At 59.5% G+C, this 13,570-nt stretch carries 13 protein-coding genes and 1 tRNA gene; all 14 read left to right on the top strand.

Annotated features, from left to right (window positions below; genetic code table 11):
* The coding region (locus L6R21_22325; GenBank protein ID MCK6561944.1) for a T9SS type A sorting domain-containing protein at positions 1-538 on the top strand (538 nt) is incomplete at its 5' end.
* A 38-nt stretch (positions 539-576) separates the two neighbouring features.
* Positions 577-1,128, top strand: a complete 552-nt coding sequence (locus tag L6R21_22320) for a hypothetical protein (protein MCK6561943.1) — start codon at positions 577-579, stop codon at positions 1,126-1,128.
* A 72-nt stretch (positions 1,129-1,200) separates the two neighbouring features.
* Positions 1,201-1,707, top strand: coding sequence for a roadblock/LC7 domain-containing protein (locus L6R21_22315; GenBank protein MCK6561942.1), 507 nt, complete (start codon positions 1,201-1,203; stop codon positions 1,705-1,707).
* Between the two features lie 32 nt (positions 1,708-1,739).
* A complete protein-coding gene (locus L6R21_22310) occupies positions 1,740-2,324 on the top strand; it encodes an ADP-ribosylation factor-like protein (GenBank protein ID MCK6561941.1) in 585 nt (194 codons plus the stop codon).
* A 117-nt stretch (positions 2,325-2,441) separates the two neighbouring features.
* Positions 2,442-2,882, top strand: coding sequence for a roadblock/LC7 domain-containing protein (locus L6R21_22305; GenBank protein MCK6561940.1), 441 nt, complete (start codon positions 2,442-2,444; stop codon positions 2,880-2,882).
* Between the two features lie 558 nt (positions 2,883-3,440).
* The gene (locus L6R21_22300; GenBank protein ID MCK6561939.1) at positions 3,441-4,073 is read left to right on the top strand and encodes a hypothetical protein; all 633 of its coding nucleotides are present in this window, start codon (positions 3,441-3,443) and stop codon (positions 4,071-4,073) included.
* 306 nt (positions 4,074-4,379) lie between these two features.
* Positions 4,380-4,461, top strand: a tRNA-Leu gene (locus tag L6R21_22295).
* Positions 4,462-4,533: 72 nt separating this feature from the next.
* Positions 4,534-5,835 carry a trigger factor gene (gene tig / locus L6R21_22290; protein MCK6561938.1) on the top strand — a complete coding sequence of 434 codons (1,302 nt, stop codon included), beginning with the start codon at positions 4,534-4,536 and terminating at the stop codon, positions 5,833-5,835.
* A 38-nt stretch (positions 5,836-5,873) separates the two neighbouring features.
* Entirely contained in the window at positions 5,874-6,467 is a 594-nt protein-coding gene (gene clpP / locus L6R21_22285) for an ATP-dependent Clp endopeptidase proteolytic subunit ClpP (GenBank protein ID MCK6561937.1), read from the top strand.
* Between the two features lie 6 nt (positions 6,468-6,473).
* Complete coding sequence (gene clpX, locus L6R21_22280) at positions 6,474-7,721, top strand: ATP-dependent Clp protease ATP-binding subunit ClpX (protein ID MCK6561936.1); 1,248 nt, start codon at positions 6,474-6,476, stop codon at positions 7,719-7,721.
* A gap of 32 nt (positions 7,722-7,753) precedes the next feature.
* Positions 7,754-10,201 carry an endopeptidase La gene (gene lon, locus L6R21_22275; GenBank protein ID MCK6561935.1) on the top strand — a complete coding sequence of 816 codons (2,448 nt, stop codon included), beginning with the start codon at positions 7,754-7,756 and terminating at the stop codon, positions 10,199-10,201.
* A gap of 133 nt (positions 10,202-10,334) precedes the next feature.
* A complete protein-coding gene (gene yihA, locus L6R21_22270; GenBank protein MCK6561934.1) occupies positions 10,335-10,934 on the top strand; it encodes a ribosome biogenesis GTP-binding protein YihA/YsxC in 600 nt (199 codons plus the stop codon).
* Positions 10,935-11,032: 98 nt separating this feature from the next.
* Positions 11,033-12,184 (top strand): alanine--glyoxylate aminotransferase family protein, encoded by a 1,152-nt coding sequence (locus L6R21_22265; GenBank protein MCK6561933.1) that lies wholly within the window; start codon positions 11,033-11,035, stop codon positions 12,182-12,184.
* 3 nt (positions 12,185-12,187) lie between these two features.
* Positions 12,188-13,549: a sigma-54 dependent transcriptional regulator gene (locus L6R21_22260; GenBank protein ID MCK6561932.1), complete on the top strand. Its 1,362-nt coding sequence runs from the start codon at positions 12,188-12,190 to the stop codon at positions 13,547-13,549.
* Positions 13,550-13,570 lie beyond the last annotated feature (21 nt).

The following is a 13,570-nucleotide window of genomic DNA, read 5'->3' as shown; positions in this document are numbered from 1 at the left end:
TGCGGGTAACAGCTTCATGGCCTCCACGTGGAACAACTTCTACAACAACGGCGGCCTGGATATTTCGAACCAGGACAGCAACACGCTGACGGCCACCGGGCAATATTGGAACAGCCAAAATCTCAGCGGGCTGGTGAACGCGGCCTCGGTGCAAACCAGCCACAATGCCAATGCCGGCCCGGGCGGCGACACCGGGAAACCTGTAGTTTCTGAAGAGGAGAGTGATCAGCCTTTGCCCGCTAGTTTTACCTTGCAGCAGAATTATCCCAACCCTTTCAATCCTTCGACGCGCATACGATTTGCGCTGCCGGCGCGCGCGGTGATTTCATTGACCATTTACGATATGAATGGCAGGATCATCCGGCACTTGATCAGGCAACAAACATATGAACCGGGATGGCCGGAAGTGACGTGGGACGCACGCAACGATGCGGGCGCAGTGGTGGGATCGGGTATTTACTTCTATCGCCTGGCCGGCCGCAATCTGGAAAGCAACGAGAGTTTTGCGCAAACGCATCGACTGTTGTTGCTGCGGTGAAAATGACGTTCAGGATTTTACAAAAAGGGAACTTGACAATGAAGATTTTGTTTCGTTGGTTGAATACCGCGCTTGCTCTTTTCTTGCTTGCATTCACACAAACAGTCACAGCGCAGCAAGTTGTCGTCGATGAGATGGAAATTTCCCGTCAACCCCTGCGTGATGGTGAATTTCAATTGCACGCGGAATTCAAGCTGCCGGATCTTGACCGTGTTCCCACAGAACAGATAAACATCGACTACGCAGTTTTGGAGCTGGAGGCGCAGGTGAAAACAGCGGCAGAGTTCGACTTCGGCGCGCTTGAAATACTCGCGGCGGGGGAAAATAAATCCGCAGCATTGGCGGGGTTGAACTACAATTTCAATCCCGTTACCGCACGGATACGCCAGAACCGCACCGGGATTAATCGCGTTGAATTCGATATCACGCAACTCGTGAGATCTTGGTTGCATCAGGGGGTGCCGAATCACGGGCTGTTGCTGGTGTCGCATCGCGCGAGAGGCGAAAAGACTCTGCGGGAAAATCAAGTGACTTTCCCGCACGAGTTCGCGTCAAAAATCACCATCCACTACACGGTTTTGGAGGAGTGAAGCAGATTCTATAGAAAGTTGAACACGTAAGTTCAAACCAGGATATTCAAAGATCAACTAAAGGACCAGGGCATGCAGCTTGCAGAACGTACCTCGACGCCGTTCATGTTGTCGACGGCAACCTTTAACAAAGTCAGCGAGATTTTACGCGATCTCATCGTCAGCACGCGCGCCGAGTTCGCGCTCTTCTCCGATCTGAACGGCAATCCCATCACCCATCACGGCAAGAACGTCACCCTGGATTTGGGCGGGTTTGCCGCGCTCACCGCCGGCGACTTCTCCGCCATGCGCGAGATGGCCAAGGTGATCGGCGAAAAAGAGGGCTTCAAATTCATCTTTCAGGAAGGTGAGCGCCGCAACATCTACCTCTGCAACGTCGGCTTCAACTTCCTGCTCGCCATCATCTTCGAAAAGACGGTGGCGCTCGGCTTGGTGCGCATCTTCGCCAACAAAGCCGTCGAAGCCTTGAAACAGGTGCTCGTCCAGGCGCAGGAGGCGGAAAAAAAGACCACCGAAGTGCTCGACGTCGAGTTCGGCCTGTTGCTCGGCAAGGAATTGGACAAGTCTTTCAATCTGTAACGCACCACCGCGCGCCAAAACACAGGAAGGTTATGTTCGTCAATTGGGCATTTCAAGAAATCAATCTCAAGATTGTTTATTACGGCCCCGGCCTGAGCGGCAAGACCACCAATCTCGAGTACATCTACCACAAGATCGATCCCTCCCTGCGCGGCGAGCTGATCACCCTGAAGACGCGGGAGGAGCGCACGCTCTATTTCGACTTTCTGCAGCTCGAAGTGGGGCGCATCAAGGGCATGAAGCCCAAGTTCAACCTCTATACCATTCCCGGCCAGGTCTACTATGCCTACAGCCGCAAGATCATCCTGCGCGGCGTCGACGGCATCGTGTTCGTCGCCGATTCCCAGCCCGACCGCATGACGGAAAACCTCGATTCGCTCATGGATCTCGAACAGAACCTCATCGAAGACAGCATGACGCTCGAAGAGTTTCCCTGGGTGCTGCAATACAACAAACGGGATTTGCCGCGCGCCCTGTCGTTGGCCGAGCTGAATGCCAAATTGAATTTTCATCGTGTGCCGGCAATCGAGGCCGTGGCCGCGCGCGGCCAGGGCGTGCTGGAAACTCTCAAGCTGGCGATTCAGGGTGTGGTCAGTCACACGCAGAAAGTGATCTGAGGCCAGTGCGCCGGCGGCTGCGGCCCGCCTGCGTTCTCCGTTCGCTTCCGCCACTGCCTTCTCAGGAAGAGCATCGTCTAACCCTTGCCACCGGCAATTGAAAGGAATGAGGCCACCATGTATCCTGATAATGATACCCTCCCCCTGACCGATACTCCGGAAATCGAGAGCCCGGCAGCGAAAGCGCCGCAGTTTTCGATCGAACAAAAAATGGCCAGCATCGTGACGCTGGGGAATTATGAAGCCGCGCTGCTGTTCAGCGAGGAAGGGCTGCCGATTGCGCAGGCGATCAGCCCGGCAGGGCCGGCGACGGACGCTGATCGCATTGCCGAGATGGCGATCACCTTGCAGGAGGTGAGCCGCATGGCCGCCACCCTCGGCGGAATTTCCCGGTTGCGCGAAGTCGCGATCGAGGGCGACAATCACCGCCGCATCGTGTTTCGTTTCTTCCGCGCCTTCGAACAGTCCGTGGTGCTGGCCGTGGTCGTGCCGCCCGCCAAAGCTTACAAGCAAAAGACCAACGAGTTGGAGAAGCTGATCATCGGCGAGTCCTTCTGAATTGTGCCGTTGCATCGTACCTTCGCCCGCCGTGCGGATGGGCGGCTCGCCTCGTTGCGACTTGCGGGAGGCGAGGCGCCCATTCTGTTTTGTAGAAACGCGGACGCGCAAGTTGACGCCCCACCTTCCCGCAGCTTTCTGATCGCAGCAAGCCACTGGTTTCGTCCCACCGCGAGATTGCATTGATTCATTACGGCTGTATTCGTTTCGGCATGATACGTTGTCCAGTTTGGCACACGGCCGCGCGTGCAATCGTACATGTCAAGTGCAGCAAACACCAAGTTTAATGTCTTGATAAACAGAAGCAAAATTGTGCGCTTTGACAGCCTCTGAACCTGGCATATCAGTTGCTCTGGCAAGAGGCAGCAAGTCACAGCACGCCGGCCTGCCCGCGCAACCTGCCGTCCCACTCGCAGGAGAGAATGGGTGAAGCGGCGGCCAGGGTAGGCGAACAGCAGCAAAGTTGCATGCAGTCCCTTTCTTGCTGCGTGCGTGAGTGCCTGCTCTTGAACTCACCCGCCATTACTCGGGCGTTGCCATTGTCTCAAGGAGGTTACCATGAGCAACATCAAGCCGTTTCAGCTCGCGCTCATTGGCGCTGCACTCGTTTTCGGACAAATGAATTCTCCCGCGCGCGCACAGCAGGCGGAAGGAGAGCTCTCTTCCGCCGCCTTGGTGACGAATGCAGTTCCCGCAGGCGCGGCCGTGCCGGCAGAGCAACCGGCGGCGGCCGCCCCCACCGCTCCGCGCCCGGAGCGCACGCCGCTCGCGGAATTGCAGGCCGACAAGATCACGTCGTTTTTCGTGCGTGACAATGACAGCAATCGCATCCAGCTTTCGATGCTGGTGGCTTATCAGGCAGAATTGGCGAAAGCCGTGCGTGAGATTGTCGGGCAGAAAGTGACGCCGCTGGTGTTTTCGGTCTCGACGCTGCCGAGCCGCATGGTGAGCTTTGATCCGGCGCAGTTGCGCTTCGAGCAGAACGGCCGGCAATGGACGCCGGTGACAGGCCCGCACAGCGCGGACGTCATGCCGCTGGAAGAGAACGGTGTCTTCGGCGGCAACGTGGCTGACGGCGACGTGCACCAGGGCGTGGTGCTGCTGCCGGCCTGGTTTGATCCGCATCGCCCCATCACCCTGCGGTACGGTGATTTTCATTACCTCGCGAAATTCGCGCAATTGGAACAGTAGCAAACTCCTCCTCCCTCTATACTCTTTTTCGGGCAACCCCGCAGGCTCGAGGCGAGCGTGTGGCGGGCGGCGCACAGGTTACCAGCCGCAAGCACGAAGAAGATCATGCAGGCGATCCCCTCTTCCCGGTTTTACTCCGTGGGGGAGGGGATTTTAGTTTTACCGGGGACCGCCGCAAATTTTGCCGATCCGTTGCGCGCGCAAGAATGGAGCGCCGTCACAGCCTCGCTGCGGGGCGTGCGTGGCCGAACTCTAATCTTGCATTTCGGCGGGTGATTCGCTATATTTTTGCCGCTTTGAGAAAACGCCAGAGTGGTGAAATTGGCAGACACGCCAGATTTAGGATCTGGTGCCGCAAGGCGTATGGGTTCGAGTCCCTTCTCTGGCACTCTCAGACCCCAAGATCAAGGTGATCGCGGGGCATTTTCAACTATAGACACACTGATGTGAGGAGCCGGCCTTGGATGTTCAAATTTCGAACGGCGACAAGTGGAAACGCCATCTGGAAATCAGTCTCACCTCCACCGAACTCAAACCGCATGTCGAGAAGACACTGCGAGTTTTCCAAAAACAGGCCCGGCTGGACGGCTTTCGCCCCGGCAAAGTGCCGATGCACCTGGTCGAAAAGTTGTTCAGCGATGAAGCCAGGCGCAAAGCCATCGAAGAGTTGGTGCCCAACCTGCTTGCCGAGGTTCGCGAGCAACACCGTTTGCGCACCGTCGGCCCGGCGCAGCTCGACGAAGTGAAAATTGATGAGAATGACGGTCTCAAGCTGCGCGCCACCGTCGAAGTCGAACCGGTGGCCGAGTTGAAGAGCTACAGCGGTTTTACTCTTGATCAGGCCGTTTATGAAGTCACTGTCGAAGACGTCGAGGAAGTACTCGGCCGGCTGCGGGAACAGCACAGTTGGCTGGAGAGCGTCGAGAGCGGGGCGCAGCCGGGCCATTTGGTCACGGTCGATATTCAGGTGACCGATGCCGGCGGCGTGCCGTTGATCGGCCGGCATCACAAAGACCAGCGCTTTCGCATCGCGGAACCGGACGCTTCTGACGATGATTTCACCCCGCAACTGATTGGCGTGAAGCCGGACGAAATGCGCATGGTGCGAATCACGACGCCGGACGCCGAGGGCAAGCCCCAGGAAAAGTACTATCGCGTCGAAGTCAAGGAAGTGGCGGAAGTGAAGCTGCCCGAGCTTGATGATGAGTTGGCGCGCACGATCGGCAATTATGAGACGCTGGCGGCCTTGCGCCAGGCCGTCGGCGCAGACCTGCGCGCGCAGGCGGAACAGCGCAGCCGCGAAGAGCTGAACGACGCCATTATCGAAGAAGTGCTCAAGCACAACCCGCTGGAATTGCCGGACGGCATGCTGGCGGCCTATGCCAATGCCTATTTTGAAAACCTGCAGGAGACCTTCAAAAACGTGCAAGGCCTCAAGGAAGAAGACCTGCGCGAAGAGGCGCGCAAGCGCACGATTCGGTATTTGAAATGGCGTTATCTCCGCGAGCAGGTGGCGGAAGTTGAGCATCTCCTCGTCAATGAAGACGAGATGCGTGCGCACCTGACCGCCCTGGCGGCGGCGCGCAATGAAGACCCGCAACGGCTGATCAACAAGACGCTCAACGATGAAAAAACGCGCGAAGATTTGCGTGACCAGCTCGAGAACCACAAAGTGCTCGCCTTTCTGGCGGGCAAAATGAAAATCGAGCAGCGCCGCGTGCTCTACAAAGATCGGAATAAGTCCAGGATCGTTACCGTTTAACCAGGCAAATCATTCGACGAAAGGACAGAGTTATGGGACTGGTTCCAATGGTGGTCGAACAAACGGGGCGCGGCGAGCGCGCATTCGACATTTTTTCCCGTTTGTTGAAGGAGCGTATCGTTTTTCTCGGCACCGCCATCGACGATACCGTCGCGAGCCTGACGATCGCGCAATTGCTCTTTTTGGAAGCCGATGATCCGGAAAAGGACATCTATATTTACATCAACAGCCCGGGCGGCAGCGTGTCCGCTGGATTGGCGATCTACGACACCATGCAATACATCAAACCGGCGGTCAACACCATCTGCATGGGGCTGGCCGCCAGCATGGGCGCCGTGCTGCTCACCGCCGGCACCAAAGGCAAACGCTTCGCCCTGCCGCACGCCCGCATTATGATTCACCAGCCCTGGGGCGGCTTCCAGGGCCAGGCCGCGGATATCGCCATTCAGGCCACTGAGATTCTCAAGACGCGCGAGCGCATCAACAAGATTCTCGCCGATCACACCGGTCAGGACCTGACCCGCATCGAAAAAGATTCCGACCGTGATTACTTCATGTCCGCCGAAGAAGCCGCCCAGTACGGCCTCATCGACGAAATCATGACGCGCAAAGGCATCACCAAGAGAAAGTAGGCAAACATGGCGGACTTCGGCAAACGCGACCGGCTGTTCATCTGCTCCTTCTGCGGGAAAAACTCAAACCAGGTGGATTGCATCGTCACCGGTCCTGACGTTTACATCTGCAACGAATGCGTGCGCAACGCCAGCGAGATCATTCGCGATGACATGCAGCGCCGCGCCGTGCCGTTCTACGGCCGCATTCCCACGCCCGAGGAGATCAAGCGCGAGCTGGATGACTACGTCATTGGGCAGGATCGCGCCAAAATGTCGCTCGCGGTGGCGGTCTACAATCACTACAAGCGCATCGAAACGCCGGCCAACCTGGAAGACGTCGAGCTCGAGAAGAGCAACATCTTGCTGGTCGGGCCGACCGGCACCGGCAAGACCCTGCTGGCGCAGACGCTCGCGCGCTTTTTGCAGGTGCCCTTCACCATCGCGGATGCCACCACCCTCACCGAAGCCGGTTACGTCGGTGAAGACGTGGAGAACATTCTGGTGCGACTGCTGCAAGCCGCTGACTACGATCTCGAACGCGCCGAAAAGGGCATCGTCTACGTCGACGAAATCGACAAGATCTCGCGCAAGGACGGCAATCCCAGCATCACCCGCGACGTGTCGGGCGAGGGCGTGCAGCAGGCCCTGCTCAAGCTGTTGGAAGGCACGGTGGCGGCCGTGCCGCCCAAGGGCGGCCGCAAGCACCCGGAACAAAACCTCATCAACATCAACACCCGCAACATACTCTTCATCTGCGGCGGCGCTTTTGAGAACCTGGACAAGATCATCGCGCGCCGCATCGGCAAGAAGGAAATCGGCTTCGGTTCCGATCCCAAGAGCCAGGCGGAAAAGTCCATCGGCGAGCTGTTCATGAAAGTCGAGCCCGAGGACTTGCTGAAGTTCGGTTTGATTCCCGAGTTGATCGGCCGCTTGCCGGTGATCGCCGCGCTCACCGAGCTCAATGAAGCCGCGCTGATGGAGATTTTGGTCAAGCCGAAGAACGCCCTGACCAAGCAGTATCGCCGGCTGTTGCACATGGACGGTGTGACGCTGGAGTTTGAAGAGGAGGCGTTGCGCGCCATCGTGCAGCGCGCCGTCAAGCGCGGCACCGGTGCGCGCGGCCTGCGGTCGGTCATGGAAGAAACCATGCTGGACGTGATGTACAAAATCCCCGGCATGCCGGAAGTGAAGACCTGCACCATTACCAAGGAGTGTATTGTCGAAGGCAAGCCTCCGCTCTACACCTATGAGAAAATGAAGAAGAGCGCGTGACGCGCCTCGAAACGGGGGAATCCCGATTGCCCATGCAAAAAGATCAGCGTGACAATATCCCGGTTGAAGCCTTTCATCGCCTGCCTGTCCTGCCGCTGAAAGAAGTCGTCTTTTTCCCGCACATGCTGTTTCCCCTGTTGATCGGCCGCGAGTCCTCGCTGCGCGCCGTGCAGGAGGCCATGCTGCTGCACAAACTCCTGCTGGTGACCGCGCAGAAGGACATGTCGCTGGAAGAGCCCGGCAAGGAGGACTTGTACCGCACCGGCGTGGTGGGCCGCATCTTGCAGTTGCTGCGGCTGCCGAATGGCCTGGTGAAAGTCCTGGTCGAGGGCGTGACCAAGGCGCGCATCACCCGTTTTCTGCAGACGGAGGATCATCTCGAGGCGCGCGTGGAGCCGGTCGAGGAGGCCGGCGAAGACACCGTCGCGCTGCGCGCGGCCATGCGGCGCGTCAGCAGCCTGTTCCGCGACTATGTCCGCCTGCACCGCGCCATTCCTGAAGAGGTGCTGCTGGGCATGGAAGACATCGAAGGCGCGCAGCATCTCGCGGATTTTGTCGCCGCCCATCTGCAGCGTGAATCCCGCATCAAGCAGCAGATTCTGGAAATGCCCACTGCCTATGATGCCCTCATGCATTTGGCGGAATTGCTCGAGCATGAAAAGGACATCCTCGACGCCGAGCGCGACCTGGAAGACAAAGTGCGCGGCCGCATGCAGCGCAGCCAGCGCAACTACTGGCTGCAGGAACAAATGCGCGCCATTCAGGAAGAGTTGGGCGATGAAGCCGAGGCCGACAACGACATTGCCGCGCTGCGCGAGAAGGTGAAGAAATCCGGCCTGCCCAAGGAGGCCGAGGAAAAAGCCAACGAAGAGCTTGACCGCCTGCGCAACACCGCGCCGCTCTCGCCGGAAGCCACGGTCATCCGCAACTACATCGACTGGCTGGTCGCGCTGCCGTGGAGCACACGCACCGAGGATCTGCTCGACATTCCCCATGCCCGCAAGATTCTCGATGAAGACCATCACGGCCTGGAGAATCCCAAAAAGCGGATTCTCGAGCATCTCGCGGTGCTGAAGCTGGTGCACAAGATGAAAGGCCCGATTCTCTGCCTGGTGGGGCCGCCGGGCGTGGGCAAAACCTCCCTGGCCAAATCCATCGCGCGGGCGATGGGACGGAACTTTGTGCGCATGTCGCTCGGCGGCGTGCGTGACGAAGCGGAAATCCGCGGCCATCGCCGCACCTACATCGGCTCGATGCCGGGCCGCATCATTCAAAGCATGAAGCGCGCCAAGTCGATCAACCCGGTTTTTCTGCTCGATGAAATCGACAAGTTGACCTACGATTTTCACGGCGATCCGGCCTCCGCGCTGCTGGAAGTGCTCGACCCCGAGCAGAACAAGGCCTTCAACGATCATTATCTCGAGGTGGATTACGATCTCAGCCAGGTGCTGTTCATCACCACCGCCAACGTGCGCAGCCAGATTCCCGAGCCGCTGCTCGACCGCATGGAATTGATCGACCTGCCGGGCTATCTGGAACATGACAAGCTGGAAATCGCGAAAGGTTTCCTGCTGCCCAAATTGCTGCGCGAACACGGCCTCACCGCCGAGCAGCTCCGCTTTTCGGATGCCGCCATTCTCAAGATCATCCGCGAATACACCCGCGAGGCCGGCGTGCGCAACCTCGAGCGCGAGCTGGCTTCGGTTTGCCGCAAGACCGCCTATGCCATAACCACCAAAGGCGAGCTGAAACGCCGCGAAATCACGCCGCGCGCTCTCGAAGCGGATCTCGGCGTTCCCAAGTATCCGCAGCGGCCGCTCACCGAGCAGCGCGCCCTCGGCACCGCCACCGGTTTGGCGTGGACGCGCTACGGCGGCGACGTGCTCGACATCGAAGTGAGCCTGATGCCCGGCAAGGGCAATCTTTCCCTGACCGGCAAGCTCGGCGATATCATGAAAGAAAGCGCGCGCGCGGCGCTGTCCTTCATCCGCACCAACGCCGCCCAGCTCGAAATCGAGGGCGATTTTTGGAAGGAACTCGATATTCACATTCACATTCCCGAAGGCTCGATTCCCAAAGACGGGCCTTCGGCCGGCATCACGCTGGTGGCGGCGCTGGTTTCGGCGCTCACCGGCCGGCCGGTGCGCCGGGACATTGCGCTCACCGGTGAAATCACGCTGCGCGGCGGCGTGCTCGCAATCGGAGGACTGAATGAGAAGATGCTCGCGGCCCAGCGCCTCGGCATCAAGCGCGTGATCATTCCGCAGGAAAACGCCAAGGACTTGAAAGAGTTGCCCGCGCCGCTGCGCAAGGGCATCGACGTCACCACCGTCAAGCATGTGGCGGAGGTGCTGAAGATCGTCTTGTGTGAAAAGGAGCCCAGCGACCCGGCCGGCGCCAAAGAAACCAGCAAGGCCGCGCCTGCGAGGCTCAAGAAGCGCCGCAAAGCGGTGCCCGCGCAAACCGTCGTGATTAATTGAAGTCCCACTACCCGGCCTCGTTCGCACCGCCTGACCGCGGAGAGGGCCGCGCGCCGCAGCCGCCTGCCCGCAGTTGATCGTACGGGAGGTTCTTTCGCGGCAGGCAACTTTCCCTGTTGCTCAAACGGTTCCCATGAAAATAGCTGCCGCGGAGTTCATCATCAGCGCTGCTCAGCCGGCGCAATTTCCCCGTGAGGGTTTGCCGGAGATTGCCTTCTGCGGCCGGTCGAATGTGGGAAAATCGAGCCTGCTCAATTCGCTGGTGGGCCGCAAGCATCTCGCGCACACCAGCAGCACGCCCGGCAAAACGCGCCAGCTCAATTTCTATCGCCTGATACCCACGGGAACAAAGCCGAAGCCTTTTTGTTTCGTCGATTTGCCCGGCTACGGTTACGCCAAAGTCTCGCAAACCGAACGCGAAAGCTGGCGCCGCTTGATTGAAGGCTATTTCAAGCAGGCGCGCACGCTGCGCGCGGCCGTGGCCATCATCGACAGCCGGCACGGCGCGCTCGCCAGCGACCGGGAGTTGCTCGCGTGGCTGGTGGCACTGCAAGTGCCGGTGATCGTCGCCGCAACCAAAGCCGACAAACTTTCGAACAATCAGCGCGCCGTTCAGCAGCGGGAGATGGTGGCCGCCCTCGCGCCGTTGGCGGTGCAGCAGGTGGTGATGTACTCCTCGTTGACGAATCTCGGCCGTAACGAATTGTGGCAGGCAATCGAGCAGATACTGTAACCCAAGCCGCCGGTGCAATTGTGCCGAGGCTTCATGCCTGCCCGGCCCTCTGCAGAACAGCACACCGGCTCCCTGGACCCTTTCAATCGAATTCGCCCATGCGCTCCCGACTTTTCACTCCCGGTCCCACACAAATTCCCGAGGCTGTGCGCCTCGCCGCCAGCACCATGTTTCCCTACCATCGCGGCCCGGCGTTTAAAAAGCTCTTTCAAGAAGTGCAGGCCAGCCTGCGATATTTCTTTCAAACCAAACAGGAAGTGATCGTGCTCACCGCCTCCGGCACCGGCGGCATGGAAGCTTGCGTGTGCAACCTGTTCAGCGCCGGCGAAACCGTGCTGGTGTTGGCCGGCGGCAAGTTTGGTGAACGCTGGGCGGAACTGGGCCGGGCCTATGGCTTGCAGGTGATCTTGCTGGAAGTGCCGTGGGGCCAGCCCGTCGATTACACTGCCCTGGAAAACCTCATCAAGACGACACGCCACTTGAGCGGCGTCTTTTGCACGCACAGTGAAACTTCGACCGGCAGCCTCACCGACCTCCAGCGCGTTGCGGAAATCGTGCGCCGGCACTCGCAAGCCTTGCTCGTGGTCGATGGCGTCACCTCGGTCGGCGTGCTGCCCTTCCATTTTGATGAATGGCAGATCGACGCCTGTGTCTCCGGCTCGCAAAAGGGCGCGATGGCACCGCCCGGCCTGGCTTTTGTCGCGCTCAGCGAGCGGGCCTGGCAAACGCACAGCCGCAGCACGCTGCCGCGTTTCTATTTTGATTTCACCGCGGCGCGTCAAGCCGCGCAGGAGCACGGGACTTCGTGGACACCGGCCGTCACCACGATCATGAGCCTGGCCGAATCGTTGCGCCGCATTCAGGCGAATTCGCTCGAGTATTATTGGAATCACTATGCGCGTTTGGCCGCGTCGTTCCGCGCCGGCGTGCAGGCCCTGGGTCTCGCAATCTTCCCCAAAGTTCCGTCGAACGCTTTGACCGCCGTGACTGTCCCCTCTGGCGTGGAGGGCAAGGCGCTGGTGAGCCGGTTGCGGGAGGAGTATGGCGTCACGGTGGCCGGCGGGCAGGGGCAGCTCAAAGGCAGGATCTTTCGCGTCACGCACATGGGTGATTACGACCATCTCGACCAGATCGGCCTGATGGCGGCTCTGGAGATGGCCCTGGCCGGGGCGGGCTGGCGGTTCGAGTGGGGTGCAGGCCTGGCGGCGATGCAGCACGCCTATCATGACAGCAGCAGCAGACAAGGTTGAATCATGGCGCGCATTCTCATTGCAGAAGACGATCGCAACGCGCTCTCGGGTTTGGTGCAAATTCTCGCGCAGGAGGGCCACGAAGTCACCGGCGTGGAAAGCGGCCGCAAGGCCATGCGCAGCCTGGAGCGCGAGCAGTTCGACATCTTGCTGACCGATTTGAAAATGACGGAAATCGACGGCATGCAGTTGTTCGAGAGCAGCCGCGCGCTTCATCCCGAAATGAAGACGATCGTGATGACGGCGTTCAGCTCGGTGAAGGACGCGGTGGAGGCGATGAAACGCGGCGTGTACGAGTATTTGACCAAGCCGCTCAATCTCGATGAGCTGTTCGTCATTCTCAAGAAGGCCGAGGAGGAGCAGCGGCTGCGCCAGGAGAACGAGGAACTGCGTGACCGTCTGCATCAGCAGTACCGCTACGAAGGCATCATCGGCAAAAGCCCGGCGATGCAGCAGGTCTTTCGCACCATCGCCAAAGTTGCCCAGAGCCAGGCCACCATTTTGATTCGCGGCGAGAGCGGCACCGGCAAGGAGTTGGTGGCGCGCGCCATTCACTACAACAGCCCGCGCGCCGCCGCGCCGCTGGTGGAGATCAGTTGCAGTGCCTTTCCGGAAACGCTGCTGGAAAGCGAGCTGTTCGGGTATGAGCGCGGCGCCTTCACCGGCGCCACCGCGCGCAAGCTGGGGCGGGTGGAATTGGCGAACGGCGGCACCATCTTTCTCGATGAGATCGGCGACATCTCCGCCAGCGTGCAAACCAAGCTGTTGCGCCTGCTGCAGGAAAAGGAGATCAGCCACCTCGGCAGCACCGAGTCGATTCACGTCGATGTGCGCGTCATCACCGCCACCAACCGCGATCTCGAACAGGCGATCCTGAACAATCAGTTTCGTGAGGATTTGTATTACCGGCTGAATGTCATTCCGGTCTTCCTGCCGCCGCTGCGCGAGCGCCTGGAAGACGTGCCGCTGCTGATCGATCATTTCATCAAGCAATACAGCGCCGCCAATCACAAGGCGGTCACCGGCATGTCGGAGGAGGCGCTGCAGATGTGTCTGAACTATCACTGGCCCGGCAACGTGCGCGAGCTGGAGAATGCCATCGAGAACAGCATCGTGTTGGGCGAGGGCGACACGATTTTGCCGGAGCATCTGCCTTTCACCGTCAGCATGCGCGCCCGGCCGTATGCCGCCGCCAATTCCTTCATTGCCAGCGGGCAAACCTACCGCGAGAAGATGGAGGCCGCGGAGAAGCTGGTGCTGGAGGATGCGATTCGCCGTGCCGGCGGCAACAAATCCGAAGCCGCCAAGCGCTTGGGCATCAGCCTGCGCACCATGCGATACAAGATTCACAAGTACAAGCTGTAGCCATTCCTCTCTCCGCCAGTG

It is taken from the genome of bacterium (genome assembly GCA_023150945.1).
In the GTDB taxonomy this organism is placed as follows: domain Bacteria; phylum Zhuqueibacterota; class Zhuqueibacteria; order Zhuqueibacterales; family Zhuqueibacteraceae; genus Coneutiohabitans.
The sequence above is the reverse complement of the archived record's forward strand: the minus strand, read 5'-3'. Positions and strand labels throughout refer to the sequence as shown.